The organism is Zobellella denitrificans (assembly GCF_002407485.1).
GTDB classification, from domain to species: domain Bacteria; phylum Pseudomonadota; class Gammaproteobacteria; order Enterobacterales; family Aeromonadaceae; genus Oceanimonas; species Oceanimonas denitrificans.
In genome coordinates this window covers 4112677-4130327 of record NZ_CP012621.1, presented here as the reverse complement: position 1 = coordinate 4130327, position 17651 = coordinate 4112677, and the positions used below count along the sequence as shown (strand labels likewise).

Here is a 17651-nt window from a genome sequence, read left to right as displayed (position 1 = left end):
CTCCCGAAGGCGGGAGTCCAGTACAAGCCGGGTTGCCCGCTGAAGGGCAATTGCCTTTTCCCCGCCACAACCTCTAACATATCCCTCTTTACCCGATACCGACGCCCACATGACCCGACTCGCCACCACCAGGCCCAAGCCGAAGAAAACCGCCAAGCACACCCCTGCCGGCCAGTTTCAGCTGCTGTGGGAGAAGATAGAAAAGCAGAAAACCCGCCTGGCGGGCCAGGAAAAGCGGGTCCGCAAGATAGTGGATCGCTTCAACGCCGAGATATTGCCCCTGGAGTGGGAACATGCCCGCGGCCAATACCAGCTGGTCGAGCGGCTGCTGACCTTTCTCTCCCGCAAATCCCTGACCCGGTGGCAAAGGGACGAGCTCTGCGACTGGATACATGACGAGCTGGGAGTGCTGTCCAGCAATCCCTTCGCCGATCCCGAGCTGGACAGGACCGGGCTGCTGGTCCGCTTCGAAAGCCTGATCAAGCAACACTACCCCCAGCCCGATACCCCGCCGCTGACGGAATCCGAGCGCGAGAAAATCCGGAGCGATCTCTACCAGGAGCTGGGCCTGGAGCTGGATGACGAGGACATCGATCTCTTTATGCACAGCCCGGCCGACTTTTTGCAGCAGATGGTGGCGAAGATGCAGGAAGGCGACGAGGACTGGCAGGAGGAGGACGAAGAAGAGGAAGCAGATGATATTTTCGGCCCCGACGAGACCGACGGCCAGGCCGCGGGCAAGGCCCTGATCCACCGCCTGTACAAGCAGCTGGCGAAAAGGCTGCACCCGGATCTGGAGCAGGACAAGACCCAAAAGACGGTCAAGCACGGGCAGATGCAGCAACTGCTGGCGGCCAGGCAGGAAAACGACATCCACACCCTGCTCGAACTGCACCGGCAGCATTTCGACAGCGCTGCCCTGGAGCAGCTCGGGCAACAGGAGCTGGACGGCATCAACGAACTGCTGCGCCGGCAGTTGCGCGAACTGGAAAGGCAATACGACGACGTCTTCATCGACCAGAGCCTGGAGTCGGCCATCTGGAACCGCTTCCGGCACCTGGGCAGCACCTCCAGCGACCGCAGGTTCGCCGAGCACGCCAGGGAGCTCAAGGCCGATATCCGGCACAACAACAAGCTGCTCAAGCAGCTGACCACCCTCAAGGATGTGCAACAGCTGCTGCGGGAAGACAGGGCCCTCGGCTACTGAGTCCCTTTATCACCGCTTAACCGTCGTCGGTTCCGTATATGGGCTCCCGCCTTCGCGGGAGTAACCCCGGCTATATCACCCTAGAGCACCGATCAGTTTAAAACGTGAGCAATGCGATATCTCACCTGTAGGCGCCCGTTTACGTGGCGCAAACCTGCAAAGGGCGGGAAATGCGGAAATTGGGCACCGGTTTGTGCCGGCTAAAGCGGCACATACAGCGACGGCTACAGCGGCACAAACCGCCGACTCTTGGGGCGCGGGCGGCCCGCCCGCATGAGGGTGGCACCGAGGTGGGCGAAGGCACAGCCCAACCCGCGATGCCTGTTCCGCCTCAAGCCTCTTTAAAGCTGTGGTGTGGTCGGCCTGTCCGAAGGTTCCCGCTGCGCGGGAAAGCAGGCGGGCCGCCCGCGCTCCACCAGTCAGGTACCAATCTGCAAACGTCGTTTGCCGCCAACGGGAGTGGCTGGGATAGCACACGCCTGACAACTTGATTTTTAAACTCTTTTAGTTATTCCAGCTCCACATCCGACAGGGGCACGCAGCAGCAGGCCAGGATAACGCCCGCTTCCCGCTCCGCCGCCGACAGGGCCGGGGCCTCGGGCTGCGCCACCTCGCCGGATTTAAGGTTCTGTTTGCAGCTGCCGCAGATGCCGGCGCGGCAGGACCAGGGCAACTGCAGGCCCTGGCCCTCGGCCTGGGTCAGCAGATCCTGCTGGTTGTTACCGGTGAACTCCCGCCCGCCGATGCGCACCCGCACCGCTTTTGTTTCACGTGCAACATCGGCGGCGACCGGGCCACCGAAGCTCTCCTGGTGGATGCGTCCCGCCGGCACTCCCAGCGCCAGCAGCCAGGCCCTGGCCTGGCGCATAAAGCCCGCCGGGCCACATAGGTAGACCTCCCGCTCGGCCAGCGCCGGCACCGCTGCCAGTTGGCCCAGCTCCAGCCGGCCACCCAGGCCCCGCTCCGGCCTCGTCAGCACCAGATCGAGCCGCAGGCCGGGGTGGCGCCGGACCAGCGCCTTCAGCTCGGCGGCGGCGGGAATGTCCGCCTCGGCGCGGCACAGGTGCAGGAAGTGCACGTCCTCCAGCCGCTCCAGATCCGCCATGGCCCGCACCATGGACAGCATGGGCGTCACTCCCGAGCCCGCCGACAGCAGCAGGTAGCGGCCGGCGGGCTTGAGGTAAAACTCCCCCGCCGGGGCATGGGCCAGCAGGGCATGGCCGGGCTGCAGCGCCTCGGCCAGCCAGTTGGACACCACCCCGTCGGGCTGGCGCTTGACGCTGATGCCGTAGCGGCCGGGTCGGGTCGGGCTGGAGCTCAGGGTGTAGTGGCGCAGATGGCGGCGGCCATCGATGTCCAGCGCCACCGGCAGGTGCTGGCCGGGCCGGTAGTCGGCCAGGGGCTTGCCGTCCATGGCCTCCAGCCAGTAGGTGTCCATGTCCCGGGCCAGGGGCTCGCGCTCCACGCACACCAGCTGCCGGCGCCTGGGCGCCGCGTCCGGGTATATGGGGGCGCTGGCGTATTCCAGCACCTCCACCCGGTCGCCCAGACGGATCTCGCCCTCGTTCAGCGGCACCAGGTTCTGGCCGAAATAGACCTCGCCGTCTTCCCCCCGGCGGTAACGGCTCAGGGTGGCAAGCGGCTCCTTCATGGCGTTGAAGCGCTCGGAGCCGGGCTCTATGGTGGTCATGATGCAGCGGCTGCAGGGCTTGGCCACCAGGAATTCCACCTCTCCCACCCGGATGCGGCGCCAGCCGTCCTCCTCGAAGGGGCGCCCGCCCCGCACCACCAGGTTGGTGCGGAACTGGGACATCTCCAGCCGGGCATCGGCACGCAGGTTGAGATCGGCCAGCGACCCTTCCGAGATCAGCAGCAGGGGATAGCCGTCGGCAAAGCTGACGCCGGTACCCAGCTTTTCCCGGTAGCGGTTGGAATGCTGGCCCAGCCACAGCAGTTGCACCGGCTCTTCCAGGATGGCGCTGAGCCAGGCATCGTAATCGGCGTGGGTACTCCAGGCGGTGAAGCTGTCCCCCCAGACGCCGGTGGCGACCGGCTGCAACAGGAACTGCTGGTGGCGCACCGACAGCGACTGGTCGCCATACTTCAGCTCCAGGCCGCCGGCCACCGGCGTCACCCCGACCCCTTGCAGCCGGGGATGGGTGCGGGCGGTGACGAAGGTGCCGTCCGGTTTGGCCAGCATGTAGCGGCGATCGCCGCGCAGCCCCTCGCGGGACACCCAGGCATCCGGCACCGCCAGCCCGGCCGCCGATTTGATCGGATAAAGATTAAGCCCCGTGATCACCGCCATATTATTCCACCCTTTCTATCCCAAAAAGTTTACATCCGCGTATCAATCGGTAATGGTTGGCGTTTATCGCCATTCTTGTGGTATCAAAGGAGTACAAATGTCTATCGAACGCCAGCAAATCGGCCAGCGCATGAGCCGCATCGTCAAGCACAACGGCACCCTCTACCTGTGCGGCCAGGTCTGCAAGGATGCCACTCAGGATATCACCGAACAGACCCGCACCATGCTGGAAAAAGTGGATGAACTGCTGCTGGAAGCCGGCTCCAGCCGGGAGCATATCCTCTCCGCCACCATCTACCTGAAAACCATGGCCGACTTCGCCGCCATGAACGCGGTGTGGGACGCCTGGGTGCCCGAGGGCCATGCCCCCGCCCGCGCCTGCGTGGAAGCCGCCATGGCCCGCCCCGAGCTGCTGGTGGAGATCTCGGTGATCGCCGCCGAGCGCTAAATCACTATAACCAAAAGCCCGGTCTCCCGGGCTTTTCAGACTGCTGGCAAACTTTCAGACTTACCTAGAGCACCGATCAGTTTAAAACCTGAGCAGTGCGATATCTTACCTGTAGGCGCCCGTTTACGTGGCGCAAACCTGCCAACAGCGTGGGGTGTGGAAATTGGGTGCCGGTTTGTGCCGGCTAAAGCGGCACCTACAGCAGCACCTACAGTGGTAGCTACGGCGGTGGCTACGCAGAGATAGCGCTACCGCTTCAAGCCGATTACACCGTCAGGTGGCGCTTGACAAGTTCGTCGGACAGCTCGTCGATCCCGCCCTCGGCCACCTGCCGGCCCCGGTCCAGGATCACGAAGCGATCCGCGTACTTGCGGGCGAAGGGCAGCTTCTGCTCCACCAGCAGCACGGTGAGGCCGTCTTCCGCCATCAGCCGGCGGATCACCTGGCCGATATCGGCGACGATATTGGGCTGTATGCCCTCCCCCGGCTCGTCCAGGATCAGCAGCTCCGGCTCCAGCACCAGGGCCCGGCCGATGGCCAGCTGCTGCTGCTGGCCACCGGACAGATCCCCGCCCCGGCGCTGGCGCATCTCCCTCAGCACCGGGAACAGCTCGTAGACTCGCTCCGGAATGCGGCGCAGGCCGTCGCCCCGGGCCGCCAGGCCGGTGCGCAGGTTTTCCTCCACCGTCATCAGCGGGAAGATCTGCCGGCCCTGGGGCACATAGCCCAGCCCGAGCCGGGATCTGTCCTCCAGCCGCTTTTTGGTGAGCTCGGTGCCATCGTCCAGGCGGATGCTGCCGCTCTTCGCCGCCACCTCGCCCATGATGCACTTGAGCAGGGTGGTCTTGCCCACCCCGTTGCGGCCCATCACGCAGGTGCAGCGGCCGCGGGGGATGTCCAGGCTCAGATCCCAGAGGGTGTGGCTTTCGCCGTAGAATTGATTCAATTTGTCGACTGTCAGCATCAGGCCACCTCGGCGCCGCTTTCTTCCCCCAGGTACACCTCGACCACCCGCGGGTCGTTCGATACCTGGTCCATGGTGCCTTCGGCCAGCACCGAGCCCTGGTGCAGCACCGTCACCTTGCGCGCGATGGAGCGCACGAAGCCCATGTCGTGCTCCACCACCACCACCGACTGCTTGCCCTTGCCGGCAAGCTTGGTCAGCAGCTCGGCGGTCAACTCCATTTCCTGCTCGGTCATGCCCGCCACCGGCTCGTCCACCAGCAGCAGCCGGGGCCGCTGCATCAGCAGCATGCCGATCTCCAGCCACTGTTTCTGGCCGTGGGAGAGGATGCCCGCCAGCTCGTGGGCGGCGGCCTTGAGGCCGATAAGCGCCACCACCTCGTGGATGCGATCCCGCTGCGCCGAACTCAGCCGGGCGGCCAGGGTCGGCAGCACCCGCTTGTCGGCGGCCATGGCCAGTTCCAGGTTTTCGATCACCGTCAGCTCTTCGAACACCGTCGGCTTCTGGAACTTGCGGCCGATGCCCAGGCTGGCGATCTCCGGCTCCGACAGCCGCAGCAGGTTGTGCCTGCTGCCGAACCACACCTGGCCCCGGTCGGGCCGGGTCTTGCCGGTGATGATGTCCATCATGGTGGTCTTGCCGGCGCCGTTGGGGCCGATGATGCAGCGCAGCTCGCCGTCGTCGATGGTGAGGTTGAGGTTGTTGATGGCCCTGAAGCCGTCGAAGCTCACGCTCACGTCCTCCAGGTAAAGGATGGGGCCGTGGCGCACGTCCACCGGCGACACCTCGGGTACCATAAAATCGAACACCTGATCCCGGCGGGCCAGGGATTTGAACATGTTCATGCGCTTGCCTCCTTGGGTGCAGCGGAAGAACGGCGGCGGGCCAGCAGGCCGGCGATGCCCCTGGGCAGCAGCACGGTGGCCACCACGAAGAGGCCGCCGAGGGCGAACAGCCAGGCGTCGGGCATGACCCCGGTGAACACCGTCTTGGCGTAGTTCACCAGCAGGGCCCCGATCACCGCGCCGTAAAGGGTGGCGCGGCCACCCAGGGCCACCCACACCACGATTTCGATGGAAAACAGCGGCGAGAACTCGCTGGGGTTGATAATGCCCACCTGGGGCACGTAGAGGGCCCCGGCCACCCCGGCCAGCATGGCGGACACCACGAACACGAACAGCTGCACCCGCTCCACCCGGTAACCGATAAAGCGGGTGCGGGCCTGGGCGTCACGCGAGGCCACACACACCCGACCCAGCTTGCTCAGCACTATGGCCCGGCACAACCAGTAGCCCAGCGCCAGGGCGATGCCGGAGGCGATAAAGAGCCCCACCCGGGTGGCGTCGGCACGCAGGTCGAAGCCCAGCAGCTCGCGGAAATCGGTGAGGCCGTTGTTGCCGCCAAAGCCCATCTCGTTGCGGAAAAACGCCAGCATCAGGGCGAAGGTCAGCGCCTGGGTGATGATCGACAGGTAGACTCCGGTCACCCGGGAGCGGAACGCCAGGAAGCCGAACACCAGCGCCAGCAGTCCCGGTGCCAGCAGCACCATCAGGAAGGCGAACCAGGCCATGTCGAAGCCGGCCCAGTACCAGGGCAGGCTGTCCCAGTTGAGGAACACCATAAAGTCCGGCAGCTGGGGGTGCCCGTACACGCCCCGGTCGCCGATCTGGCGCATCAGGTACATGCCCATGGCGTAGCCGCCCAGGGCGAAGAAGGCGCCATGGCCCAGGCTGAGGATGCCGAGGTAGCCCCACACCAGGTCCACCGCCACCGCCAGCAGGGCATAGCTCAGGTACTTGCCGAGCAGGGTGACGGTATAGGTGGAGACGTGCAGCGGGTGCCCCGCCGGCAGCAGCAGGTTGGCCAGGCTCACCAGCAGCAGGGCCGCCAGCAACACCGCCAGAAAAACCCGGGTCTGGCGTTCTTTAAGGGGTTGGGTCAACCACATGCGTTATGCCTCCGCCGCCCGGCCCTTCTGCGGGAAGAGCCCGCGCGGCCGTTTTTGAATAAACAGTATGATGAACACCAGCACCATGATCTTGGCCAGCACGGCCCCGGCCCAGGGCTCCAGGATCTGGTTGACGACCCCGAGCGAGAGCCCGGCCACCAGGGTGCCCCAGAGGTTGCCCACACCGCCGAACACCACCACCATAAAGGAATCGATGATGTAGTTCTGGCCCAGGTTGGGGCCCACGTTGGTCAGTTGAGACAGGGCCACCCCGGCCAGGCCCGCCACGCCGGAGCCCAGGCCGAAGGTGAGGATGTCCACCCGGGTGGCGCGGATACCCATGGCCCTGGCCATGGCGCGGTTCTGGGTCACGGCGCGCACCTCCAGCCCCAGCCGGGTGCCCTTCATCACCCATATCAGGCCGGCGAACACCAGCAGGGCGAAGCCCAGCACATAGAGCCGGTTGAGGGTGAGCGACAGGGCGTCGTTCACCACCAGGGAGCCGCTCATCCACTCGGGGGTGACCACGGTGCGGTTGAGCGGGGAGATCAGGGTGCGCACCAGCTGCTGCAGGATCAGGCTGACGCCGAAGGTGGCCAGCAGGGTTTCCAGCGGCCGTCCCTTGAGGAACCGGATGACGCCGCGCTCGATGGCGATGCCGGCCAGCGCCGCCACCAGGAAGCCGGCGGGAATGGACAGCAGCAGCGCCAGCCCCGGCTGGCCCGGCAGCAGCTGTTGCAGCATCCAGGTGGTGTAGGCGCCGAGCATGATCAACTCCCCGTGGGCCATGTTGATCACCCCCATGACCCCGAAGGTGATGGCCAGGCCGATGGCCGCCAGCACCAGCACCGAGCCCAGGCTGAGGCCGAAGTAGAGGGTCTCGGCGGCGCGGTTGAGCCTGAGGTTCTGCTCGATGCCGGCCAGCGCCTTGCGGGCCGCCTCGGCCAGCTCGTCGTCGCCCTGTGCCGCCCGATTGAGGGCGATGCGCGCCTGGTTGTGCAGGCTGCCGGCCAGCGCCTCGATGGCGCTGATGTCGCCCTGCTCCAGCCGGTGGATGGCCAGGGCCTGGGTCAATCGCCGCCGGGTCTGGCCGTCGGCCTCCTCCGGGATCAGCGCCGCCAGGGTGGGCGCCAGTTCGGCATCCACCTCGCCCAGCAGCCGCTCGGCCGAGGCCCGCCGCAGGGCCGGGTCGTCCGCGTGCAGATCCAGCACCGCCAGGGCGCTGCGCAACTGGTTGCGCAGGCTGTTGTTGATGCTGATCCGGCTCAGTTCCCGGCGGCCCAGGCTGCCCAGAGGCTCATGACTGAGCGCATCGACCACCGGCCACTGCCGGCCGCCGGTGCTCATCACCAGCACGAAGCGCCGGTCTTCCTTGCCGCGTTGCAGGCGGCCGTCGAGCAGCGCCGCCAGCCAGTCCCGCGCCCGCGGATCCCGGCTGGCGACAATGGCGTCGATGGCCTCGCTTTTGGCCGGGAAGGCGCGCGCATCCAGCGCCTCGAGCAAGGCCTGGCCGGCATCGACCTGGGCCGCCACCGGCAGCGCCGGGGCCAGCAGCCCCGCCACCAGCCACAGCCGGACCATCAGGCTCCTGAAAATATTCATGGTGCTGTCCTTTATTTCCCAAGGTTTCCGGGTCACAGAATGGAGCGCAGGCGGGCCGCCTGCATTCGCGCACGGCGCGAACCCTCGGATCAGCCCTCCACATCGCGGAGTTACAAGGGTTCGAGGCAGAACAGGCATCACGGGTTGCGCCGTGCCTTGCCCCACCCCGTGCCACCCTTATGCGGGCGGGCCGCCCGCGCCCCAAGGGGGCATGCCACCCCCAAGTCATGGCAGGGGTCCGCCTGAAAGCTTCCGGCTTCCCGCTCTCAGCTTCCGGCTTAATTCCCCAGCGCTGCCTGGGCTTCCGCCACGGCCTGGCTGCCGCCGCACTTGCCGGTGGTCACGTTGTAGTTGCCGCAACGCATGGGCGCGGTCCAGTCGGCCACCAGATCCCGGGAGCCGGGCAAGTAATCGGACCAGGCGTCGCCCATCACGGTACCCGCGGTCTGCCAGACCACCTCGAACTGGCCATCGTCCTGGATCTCTCCGATGAGGACCGGTTTGGTGATATGGTGGTTGGGCAACATGGTGGCGTAGCCGCCGCTCAGGTTGGGCACCGTCACCCCGATGATGGCGTCCTTTACCGCGTCCACCTCGGTGCTGCCGGCCTTGCGCACCGCCTCGGCCCACATGTTGAAACCGATAAAGTGGGCCTCCATGGGGTCGTTGGTCACGGCGTCGTCGTTCTTGGTAAAGGCGGTCCAGGCATCGATAAAGTCGCCGTTGGCGTCGCTATCCACGCTCATAAAGTAGTTCCAGGCCGCCAGGTGGCCGACCAGGGGTCCGGTGTCGATGCCGGACAGCTCCTGCTCGCCCACCGAGAAGGCCACCACCGGGATGTCGGCGGCGTCGATGCCCTGGTTGCCCAGCTCGCGGTAGAAGGGCACGTTGGCGTCGCCGTTGATGGTGGACACCACGGCAGTCTTCTTGCCGGCGCTGCCGAAGCGCTTGATCTCGGCCACGATGTTCTGCCAGTCGGAATGGCCGAAGGGGGTGTAGTTGATCATGATGTCGGCCTCGGCCACGCCATGATCCCTGAGGTAGGCCTCGAGGATGCGGTTGGTGGTGCGCGGGTACACATAGTCGGTGCCGGCCAGCACCCAGCGCTCCACGCCCAGTTCCTTCATCAGGTAGTCCACCGCCGGAATGGCCTGCTGGTTGGGCGCGGCACCGGTGTAGAACACGTTCTGGGAGGATTCCTCGCCCTCGTACTGCACCGGGTAGAACAGCAGGCCGTTCAGCTCTTCCACCACCGGCAGCACCGCCTTGCGCGACACCGAGGTCCAGTTGCCGAAGATCACGTCCACCTTCTCCTGGGCCAGCAGTTCCCGCGCCCGCTCGGCGAACAGCGGCCAGTTGGAGGCCGGATCCACCACCACCGGCTGCAGTTTCTTGCCCAGCAGGCCGCCGGCGGCGTTCTGCTGCTCGATCAGCATCAGTACGGTGTCTTTCAGGGTGGATTCGCTGATGGCCATGGTGCCGGACAGGGAGTGCAGCACCCCGACCTTGATCACGTCATCCTGGGCCTGAGCGGTAAAGGTGGCCAGGCCGGCGGCCAGCAGGGCGGTATAACAGAGGGATTTTTTCACGATAAGCTCCTTGTGCTGAAACACTTTTTTCGATTGCCTGCTTCGCTTGAAGCAAAGGCTGTGCCAGCACAGAAGCATCTACCAAAACAGTGATATACCCATTATTGGGTATCCTGTTTTCTCCCCTTCCCCTCCAAAAAGGTGCAATACCGGGAGGGCGAGGCAGGGCCCGCACCAAAGTTGGGCGCACCGGAAAAAATAAAAGCCCGGAATACCGGGCCTTTAGACGGGGTGGAGCGAACCGCTCGCTTACACCACGCCCTGCTCGATCATGGCGTCGGCCACCTTGCGGAAACCGGCGATATTGGCGCCCAGCACCAGGTTGTGGGGCTCGCCGAACTCGGCGGCGGTGGTGCTGGCGCTGAGGTAGATGTTCTTCATGATCACCTTCAGCTTCTCGTCCACCTCCTCGAAGCTCCAGCGCTGCATGCTGGCGTTCTGGGCCATTTCCAGCTGGCTGGTGGCCACGCCGCCGGCGTTGGCCGCCTTGCCCGGGCCGTAGCAGATTCTGGCGTCGAGGAAGACTTCCACCGCGTCCTGGGTGGAGGGCATGTTGGCGCCTTCGGACACGGCGATCACGCCGTTGGCCACCAGCGCCTGGGCGTCGGCCTCGGTCAGCTCATTCTGGGTGGCGCAGGGGAAGGCCAGCTGGGCCGGGATGCGCCATACCGCGTGGCCGTCGGCCGGGTAGTCGGTCACCGGGATGAACCTGGCGTCCGGATGGGCCACCAGGTACTCGCTCAGCCGCGCCTTGCGCACTTCCTTCAGCTCCTTCAGGGTGGCCAGGTCGATGCCGGCCTCATGGTAAAGGGTGCCGCTGGAGTCGGAGCAGGTCACCGGACGGGCGCCCAGCTCATACAGCTTCTCGATGGTGTAGATGGCCACGTTGCCGGCGCCGGACACCAGGCACTGCTTGCCCGCCAGGCTGTCGCCCTTGTCCGCCAGCATGTACTGGGCAAAGTAGACGCAGCCGTAGCCGGTGGCCTCCTTGCGCACCAGGGAGCCGCCCCACAGCAGGCTCTTGCCGGTGAAGACGCCGTCGTAGTTGCCGGTGAGGCGCTTGTACTGGCCGAACATATAGCCGATTTCCCGGGCACCCACGCCGATGTCGCCGGCGGGCACGTCGGTGGTGGGGCCGATGTGGCGGTACAGCTCGTTGATGAAGGACTGGCAGAAGCGCATGATCTCGCCGTCGGACTTGCCCTTGGGATCGAAGTTGGCGCCGCCCTTGCCGCCGCCGATGGGCAGGCCGGTGAGGGCGTTCTTGAAGATCTGCTCGAAGCCGAGGAACTTGATGATGCCGGCGTTCACGCTGGGGTGGAAACGCAGGCCGCCTTTATAGGGCCCCAGCGCCGAGTTGAACTCGATGCGGTAGCCCTTGTTGACCTGGACCTTGCCCTGGTCGTCCACCCAGGGCACCCGGAACATGATCTGGCGCTCGGGCTCGACCATGCGTTCGATAATGGAGTGCAGCTTGTACTTCTCGTTGGTTTCGAGGATGGGCTGGAGCGAATCCAGAACTTCCTCTACCGCCTGGTAGAACTCTGCTTGTGCCGGACTGGTTTTCTGGAGCTTGACGATGGTGTCGTGGATATACGTCACGATATCTTCCTTGTTGTTATCTTGTTGATCTTTTCATCTGGGATACATATTAAGACCCGCTGGTATTGATATATGGATACAGCCATCCGGTCAATGGTTGACGAGTAAATAATTATTGCTAAAAAAGCGAATATTTATTCCTTTTTGCGCGCCGCTTCCCCGCCCGCCCCACCAGCTCGTTGGTAAATCGGTCTATGCTTGATCCAGAAAACAGGGGAGCAAGTGTATGGATGCCAACGAAGTGATTTCGTCCCCCGACGACAGCCGCCTGGGCCAGGCCCTGATCGAGCAGGGCCACATCAGCGAAAGGGAATTGCAACGCCTGGAACGCATGCGCCAGGGCCAGGCCGACGGCGGCAGCCTCGCCACCCTGCTGCTCAACCTGGGCATGATCTCCGAGCGGGAACTGGCCCGCTGCCTGGCCGAGCTGACCCGGCTGCCGCTTACCACCGCCGAGGAATATCCCCTGTCCCCGCCACTGGACACGGCCCTGTCCTACCGTTTTTTGAAGGAACACCACCTGATGCCGCTGCGCCAGGAGCCGGACGCCCTGGTGCTGGCCATGGTCGATCCCCGGGACGACTTCGCCGCCCGGGCCATGGCCATGATGTGCCGCCAGCCGGTGCGGCTGCAGGTGGGGGTGAACTCGGAGCTCGCCGCCGCCATCGAGCGGCTCTACGGCGAGGGCCAGAGCAAGATGGGCGACATCCTCTCGGCGGTGCAGCAGGAAGAGGAAACGGAAGAAAGCATCGCCCAGCTCAAGGACATGGCCAGCGAGGCGCCGGTGATCCGCCTGGTCAACCTGATCATCCAGAAGGCGGTGGATCTGCGCGCCTCCGACATCCATGTGGAGCCTTTCGAGAACCGGCTCAAGATCCGCTACCGCATCGACGGCGTGCTGCAGGAAAGCGAGGCCCCGCCGGTGAACATGACCCCGGCCATCATCTCCCGCATCAAGATCATGGCCCGGCTCAACATCGCCGAACGCCGCCTGCCCCAGGACGGCCGCATCGAGCTGAAAATCCAGGGGATGGAGCTGGATATCCGGGTGTCCACCGTGCCCACCATGCACGGCGAAAGCCTGGTGATGCGGCTGCTCAACCGGGAAAGCGTGGTGCTGGACTTCGACGCCCTGGGCTTTGCCGAAGACACCAAGGCCCGGCTGCAACAGGTGCTGAGGATCCCCCACGGCATGCTGATGGTCACGGGCCCCACCGGCAGCGGCAAGACCACCACCCTCTACACCGCCCTCAACCAGCTCAACACCACGGAGCGCAAGCTGATCACGGTGGAAGACCCGGTGGAATACCAGCTGGAGGGGGTCAACCAGATCCACGTCAAGCCGAGTATCGGGCTCAGCTTCGCCAGCGCCCTGCGCTCCATCGTGCGCCAGGACCCGGACGTCATCATGGTGGGGGAAATGCGCGACCTGGAAACCGCCCGCATCTGCGTGCAGTCGGCCCTCACCGGCCACCTGGTGCTGTCCACCCTGCACACCAACGACGCCGCCAGCAGCGTGACCCGCTTGCTGGAAATGGGGGTGGAGGACTACCTGCTCACCTCCACCCTCAATGCGGTGATCGGACAGCGTTTGGTGCGGGTGCTCTGCCCCCACTGCAAGGAAAGCTACCAGCCGCTGCCGGAGCTGGTGCGGGAGCTGAAACTGGCGCCGCCGGCGGCGGGCGAGCCCCTCCGCCTGTTCCGGCCGGTGGGCTGCGCCCGCTGTGCCGGCACCGGCTACCACGGCCGGCTGGCGATCCAGGAACTGCTCACCATGAACGACGATATCCGCAAGCTGGTGCTGAGCCACGCCGACGCCGGCAAGATCCAGGAGGCCGCCATCCGCCACGGCATGAGGACCATGTACGGCGACGGCCTGCACAAGGCCCTGCAGGGGATCACCAACGTGGAAGAGGTGATCCGGGTTACCCAGGAGGCCTGAGATGGCGCTGTTCTACTTCAAGGCGGTCAGCCAGAGCGGCGAGGTACAGGAAGGCCGGCTCGAAGGCGCCGATCAGCAGGCCATAGTGCTGCAGCTGCAACAGCGGGGCCTGATCCCGCTCAGCGTGGAGCCGGCCGACGGCCGGAGCGCCGCCTCGTCCGGGCTGGGGCTGAGGCTGGGCCGCAAGCGGGTGGGCGAGCGCCAGATCCAGGCGCTCACCCAGGATCTGGCCGCCCTGCTCAAGGCCGGCGTTCCCCTGGAGCGGGCCTTCGGCATCATGATCCAGGTGCGCGACAAGGGTGACGACATCCGTCTGCTCGGCCAGATCCGCGAGGGCATACAGCGCGGCCAGACCCTGTCGGCGGTGCTGGCGGAGCAGGACGCGGCCTTCTCCCCCTTCTACCTGAACATGGTCAGGGCCGCCGAGGTCTCGGGCAACCTGGAGCAGGGCCTGTCCGACCTGGCGCTGTACCTGGAGCGCAGCCGCCTGCTCAGGGAGAAGGCGATGTCGGCACTGATCTACCCCATCATACTGCTGCTGGTATCGGCGGTGTCGCTGCTGATCATCCTCACCTACGTCATCCCCCAGTTCCAGCAGCTGTTCGCCGACATGGGCCAGGCCATGCCCCTGGCCACCCGGGTGGTGATTGGCGCCGCCGAGTTCCTGCGCGACATGGGGCCCTGGCTGCTGCTGCTGATCCTGCTGGGCCTGATCTACGGCCGGCGCCAGCTGGCCAAACCCGACCAGCGCCTGGCCTGGGACGGCCTGTTGCTGCGCCTGCCCCTGGCCGGGGAGCTGATCCGCCGGCTGGAGGTGGCCCGTTTCAGCCGCAGCCTGGGCACCCTGATGAAGGGCGGCGTGCCCCTGCTCAGCGCCCTGAACATCGCCCGCGACACCGTCGGCAACCAGTTGCTGGCCAATACCCTGATGGAAGCCGCCGGCAGCCTGAAGGAAGGTCGCCGCCTGGCCGAACCGTTGCAGGCTTCGGGCCAGTTCCCGCCCCTGGCGATACAGATGATCCGGGTGGGCGAGGAAACCGGCCAGCTGGAGGACATGCTGCTCAAGGTGGCCGACACCTACGACCGGGAAGTGGAAAACGCCATCCATCGTCTGTTGACCATACTGGAGCCGGTGCTGATCGTCGGCCTGGGCGTGGTCATCGCCGGCATCATCATCTCCATTCTGGTGGCCATTCTCGGCATCAGTGAACTGCCCATATAGGGAGGCAACAGTGCGTTACAACAAGACGAGAAAATCACGATTCGGCTTTACCCTGCTCGAACTGCTGGTAGTGCTGGTGATCCTGGGCCTGCTGGCCAGCCTGGTCGGGCCCCAGGTGCTGCGCCAGTTGGCCGGCTCCAAGACCAAGACGGCACAGTTGCAGATCAGGGAACTCGGCACGGCGCTGGATCTGTACCGGCTGGAGGTGGGCCGCTATCCCACCACCGCCGAGGGCCTGGACGCCCTGCTCAGCGCCCCCGCCAACGCCCGGGGCTGGAACGGCCCCTACCTGACCAAGAGGACCATTCCCAAGGATCCCTGGGGTTACGACTACCAGTACCGCTCGCCCGGCCAGCACGGGGAATTCGACCTGTTCAGCCTGGGCTCGGACAACCGGGAAGGAGGCACGGGTGAGGCGCAGGACGTGGTCAGTTGGGAATAGGGGCTTTACCCTGCTGGAGCTGCTGGTGGTGCTGACCATTTCCACCCTGGCGCTGGCGGTGGCCCTGCCCCGCTTCGCCGCCCTGCTGCCCGGGGCCGAACTGAAAAGCTACAGCCGGCAAACCGCCGCCCTGCTGCGGCTGGCCCGCAGCCAGGCCATCGCCACCGGCGAAGAGGTCGCCCTGGTGCTCGACCAGGAAGGCCGCCAGAGCCGGCTGTCCGGGCGGGAGGCGCCCTATCCCTGGCCGGAACAGGTTGAACTGCGGCTGGCGGAAACCACCGAGCCCGGGCAGCCGGGCATCGTCTTCTACCCGGACGGCACCAGCAGCGGCGGCACCCTGGTGGTGGCCGGATCCGGCCAGGATTACCGCATAGAGGTGCACTGGCTGACCGGCAAGGTGGCCTTCCATGACTAGGGGCAGGGCCCGCCCCGGCCAGGGGGGATTTTCCCTGCTGGAGGTGCTGGTCGCCTTTGCGGTGCTGACCGTCACCCTGGGGGTGCTGCTCAACATCTTTTCCCTGGCCATCCGCACCACCCAGAGTGCCCTGGAGCAGCAGAAGGCCATGCTGCTGGCGGAGTCGAAACTGACCGAACTGGACGCCGGCAGCCGCCTGCGGCCGGGCCGGGAGCAGGGCTGGTTTGACGACCACTACTGGTGGGAAACCCGGGTGGAGGAGTTCGACCTGCGGGGGCTGATGGAAAACGACTCCATGCTGATGCCCTACCGGATGGAAGTGGTGGTGGGCTGGGGCCGCGACCAGCAGTATCGGCTCAGCACCCTGCGGCTGGTGCGGCTGGAGGCCCGATGAAGCGACAAGGCGGCTTTACCCTGCTGGAGCTGGTGGTGGCGCTGACCCTGCTGACCCTGCTCTCGGGGCTGATGTTCGGCGGCTTCCGCCTCGCCGGCCGGGCCTGGGAGACGGTCGAGCGCCACAACGACCGGCTCGGCGAAGCGGTGCAGTTGCAGCTGTTCCTGCGCAACCTGCTGTCCCGGGCACAGCCCAGGGACATCTGGGACATACGCCAGACCCAGATGCTGTCGTTCCAGGGCGGCGAGGATTCGCTGCTGTTCCTGGCTCCCCTGCCCCACAAAGACGGCGGTCCGGCGCAGCCGGCCTGGTTCTACCTGGCGCTGGACCAAACCGATCCCGACCATCCCCTGCTGCTGCTGAAAACCCAGCCGTTCATTGCCGACGGCAACCCGGAGCAGCAACAGGAGCTCGAGCCCTTCGACTGGTACCGGCTGCTGGACGACTTCCGCCAGCCCGAGCTGCTGCCGCCCCTGCTGGCGCTGGAGGTGGGCGAACTGACGCTTCAGTACCTGCCCCGGGAAGAAGACAACCGCCTGCCCCACTGGCAAACGGACTGGCTGGAGCAGGCACAGCTGCCGGCCTTGATCCGGCTGCAGCTGGACTCGGACTGGCCCGCCCTGATCATCTCCCCCGGAGACCGCCGCTATGAGATCAAGGATGAATACTAGGCAACGGGGCATCGCCCTGGTCAGCGTGCTCTGGGTGCTGATCCTGCTGACCCTGATGGCGACCGGGCTTTCCCTCAACAGCCGCAGCCAGGCCCAGCAGAGCCGCTACCTCACCCATGCCGCCCAGGTTCGCCACGCCGCCGACGCCGGGGTGCAGCTGGTGCTGCTGGCGCTGGCCCAGCCCCAGGAGCACCAGCCCTGGCTGGCCGACGGCAGCCCCTACCTGATACGGCTGGACGACATCGATATCCGGGTGGCCCTGTTCAACGAAAGCGGGCGCATCGATCTCAACGCCGCCGGCCCCGAGCTGCTCGACGGCCTGCTGGCCACCGCGGATCTGGACGACGGCCTGCGCGCCCAACTGGTGGACGCCATCATGGACTGGCGCGACGGCGACGATCTGCGCCGGCTGCATGGGGCCGAATACGACGACTATCTCGCCGCCGGGCTGGACTACGGCCCCGCCAACGCCCCCTTCCCGTCGGTGGAGGAAGTGCTGCGGGTGCTGGGCATGACGCCGGAGATCTACCGCCGGATCCGGCACAGCCTGACCATCCGCAATCCGCGCAACGCCATCAATCCCCTCTATGCGCCGCGCCAGGTGCTGCTGGCCCTGCCCGGCGCCGACGAAACGACCGTCGATCAGTTTATCGAGGACAGGCGCCGGAGCCATGAGGACGGCCTGCCGCCCCCGGCGACCAACGTCTTCCCCCGCCAATTCCTCTCTGGCGGCGCCCCCGGGGTCAACTACACTATTCATACTGAAGCTCGTATGAATACGGTTTACCGCTACCACCTGACGGCCAGCCTGATCGACCGTCGCGGCCAGGCCATGGTGGAACAGGTCACCCAGGAATCCATCCCGCTGTTCACCGAGCCGGACGACTAACGGAGATT

16 protein-coding genes are annotated in these 17651 nt (G+C 65.8%); 9 read left to right on the top strand and 7 right to left on the bottom strand.

The annotated features are described in order from the left end of the window. The first annotated feature begins 109 nt into the window (after nucleotides 1-109). Nucleotides 110-1207 (top strand): hypothetical protein, encoded by a 1098-nt coding sequence (locus AN401_RS19435; RefSeq protein ID WP_096780244.1) that lies wholly within the window; start codon nucleotides 110-112, stop codon nucleotides 1205-1207. Nucleotides 1208-1715: 508 nt separating this feature from the next. Here the strand turns inward: AN401_RS19435 and AN401_RS19430 are convergent. Further along, nucleotides 1716-3515 (bottom strand): hybrid-cluster NAD(P)-dependent oxidoreductase, encoded by a 1800-nt coding sequence (locus tag AN401_RS19430; protein WP_096780243.1) that lies wholly within the window; start codon nucleotides 3513-3515, stop codon nucleotides 1716-1718. 97 nt (nucleotides 3516-3612) lie between these two features. On the opposite strand from AN401_RS19430, the gene AN401_RS19425 reads away from it, so the two are divergent. Next, on the top strand, nucleotides 3613-3963 hold the full coding sequence (locus tag AN401_RS19425) for a RidA family protein (protein WP_096780242.1): 351 nt from the start codon (nucleotides 3613-3615) through the stop codon (nucleotides 3961-3963). 265 nt (nucleotides 3964-4228) lie between these two features. Here AN401_RS19425 and urtE read toward each other — a convergent pair whose 3' ends face one another. The 6 genes from urtE to gdhA all read right to left on the bottom strand — a co-directional run bounded on the left by urtE (nucleotide 4229) and on the right by gdhA (nucleotide 11668). Further along, nucleotides 4229-4927 carry an urea ABC transporter ATP-binding subunit UrtE gene (gene urtE / locus AN401_RS19420; protein WP_094039034.1) on the bottom strand — a complete coding sequence of 233 codons (699 nt, stop codon included), beginning with the start codon at nucleotides 4925-4927 and terminating at the stop codon, nucleotides 4229-4231. Continuing rightward, nucleotides 4927-5772, bottom strand: coding sequence for an urea ABC transporter ATP-binding protein UrtD (gene urtD / locus AN401_RS19415; protein WP_096780241.1), 846 nt, complete (start codon nucleotides 5770-5772; stop codon nucleotides 4927-4929). The genes urtE and urtD overlap by 1 nt, the downstream gene beginning before the upstream one ends. Then, entirely contained in the window at nucleotides 5769-6875 is a 1107-nt protein-coding gene (gene urtC, locus AN401_RS19410; RefSeq protein WP_096780240.1) for an urea ABC transporter permease subunit UrtC, read from the bottom strand. The genes urtD and urtC overlap by 4 nt, the downstream gene beginning before the upstream one ends. 3 nt (nucleotides 6876-6878) lie before the next feature. Then, nucleotides 6879-8477, bottom strand: a complete 1599-nt coding sequence (gene urtB, locus AN401_RS19405; RefSeq protein WP_096780239.1) for an urea ABC transporter permease subunit UrtB — start codon at nucleotides 8475-8477, stop codon at nucleotides 6879-6881. 278 nt (nucleotides 8478-8755) lie between these two features. Continuing rightward, entirely contained in the window at nucleotides 8756-10066 is a 1311-nt protein-coding gene (gene urtA, locus AN401_RS19400; RefSeq protein WP_232513354.1) for an urea ABC transporter substrate-binding protein, read from the bottom strand. 249 nt (nucleotides 10067-10315) lie between these two features. Continuing rightward, nucleotides 10316-11668 (bottom strand): NADP-specific glutamate dehydrogenase, encoded by a 1353-nt coding sequence (gdhA, locus tag AN401_RS19395; protein WP_096780237.1) that lies wholly within the window; start codon nucleotides 11666-11668, stop codon nucleotides 10316-10318. Between the two features lie 226 nt (nucleotides 11669-11894). Between gdhA and gspE the strand changes: the two genes are divergently transcribed. From gspE to AN401_RS19360, 7 genes are read left to right on the top strand one after another with little or no spacing between them, the layout of a single operon-like run. Next, nucleotides 11895-13610 carry a type II secretion system ATPase GspE gene (gspE, locus tag AN401_RS19390; protein ID WP_094039029.1) on the top strand — a complete coding sequence of 572 codons (1716 nt, stop codon included), beginning with the start codon at nucleotides 11895-11897 and terminating at the stop codon, nucleotides 13608-13610. 1 nt (nucleotide 13611) lies between these two features. Then, entirely contained in the window at nucleotides 13612-14832 is a 1221-nt protein-coding gene (locus AN401_RS19385) for a type II secretion system F family protein (protein WP_094039028.1), read from the top strand. A gap of 10 nt (nucleotides 14833-14842) precedes the next feature. Further along, the gene (gene gspG / locus AN401_RS19380) at nucleotides 14843-15274 is read left to right on the top strand and encodes a type II secretion system major pseudopilin GspG (protein ID WP_094039027.1); all 432 of its coding nucleotides are present in this window, start codon (nucleotides 14843-14845) and stop codon (nucleotides 15272-15274) included. Beyond that, a complete protein-coding gene (locus tag AN401_RS19375) occupies nucleotides 15243-15689 on the top strand; it encodes a GspH/FimT family pseudopilin (protein ID WP_094039026.1) in 447 nt (148 codons plus the stop codon). Before gspG ends, AN401_RS19375 begins: the two co-directional genes overlap by 32 nt. Beyond that, nucleotides 15682-16083 carry a type IV pilus modification PilV family protein gene (locus AN401_RS19370; RefSeq protein WP_094039025.1) on the top strand — a complete coding sequence of 134 codons (402 nt, stop codon included), beginning with the start codon at nucleotides 15682-15684 and terminating at the stop codon, nucleotides 16081-16083. Before AN401_RS19375 ends, AN401_RS19370 begins: the two co-directional genes overlap by 8 nt. Continuing rightward, nucleotides 16080-16754 (top strand): prepilin-type N-terminal cleavage/methylation domain-containing protein, encoded by a 675-nt coding sequence (locus AN401_RS19365; protein WP_096780236.1) that lies wholly within the window; start codon nucleotides 16080-16082, stop codon nucleotides 16752-16754. The genes AN401_RS19370 and AN401_RS19365 overlap by 4 nt, the downstream gene beginning before the upstream one ends. Further along, nucleotides 16744-17643: a type II secretion system minor pseudopilin gene (locus tag AN401_RS19360; RefSeq protein WP_232513353.1), complete on the top strand. Its 900-nt coding sequence runs from the start codon at nucleotides 16744-16746 to the stop codon at nucleotides 17641-17643. The genes AN401_RS19365 and AN401_RS19360 overlap by 11 nt, the downstream gene beginning before the upstream one ends. The last annotated feature ends 8 nt before the right edge of the window (nucleotides 17644-17651 follow it).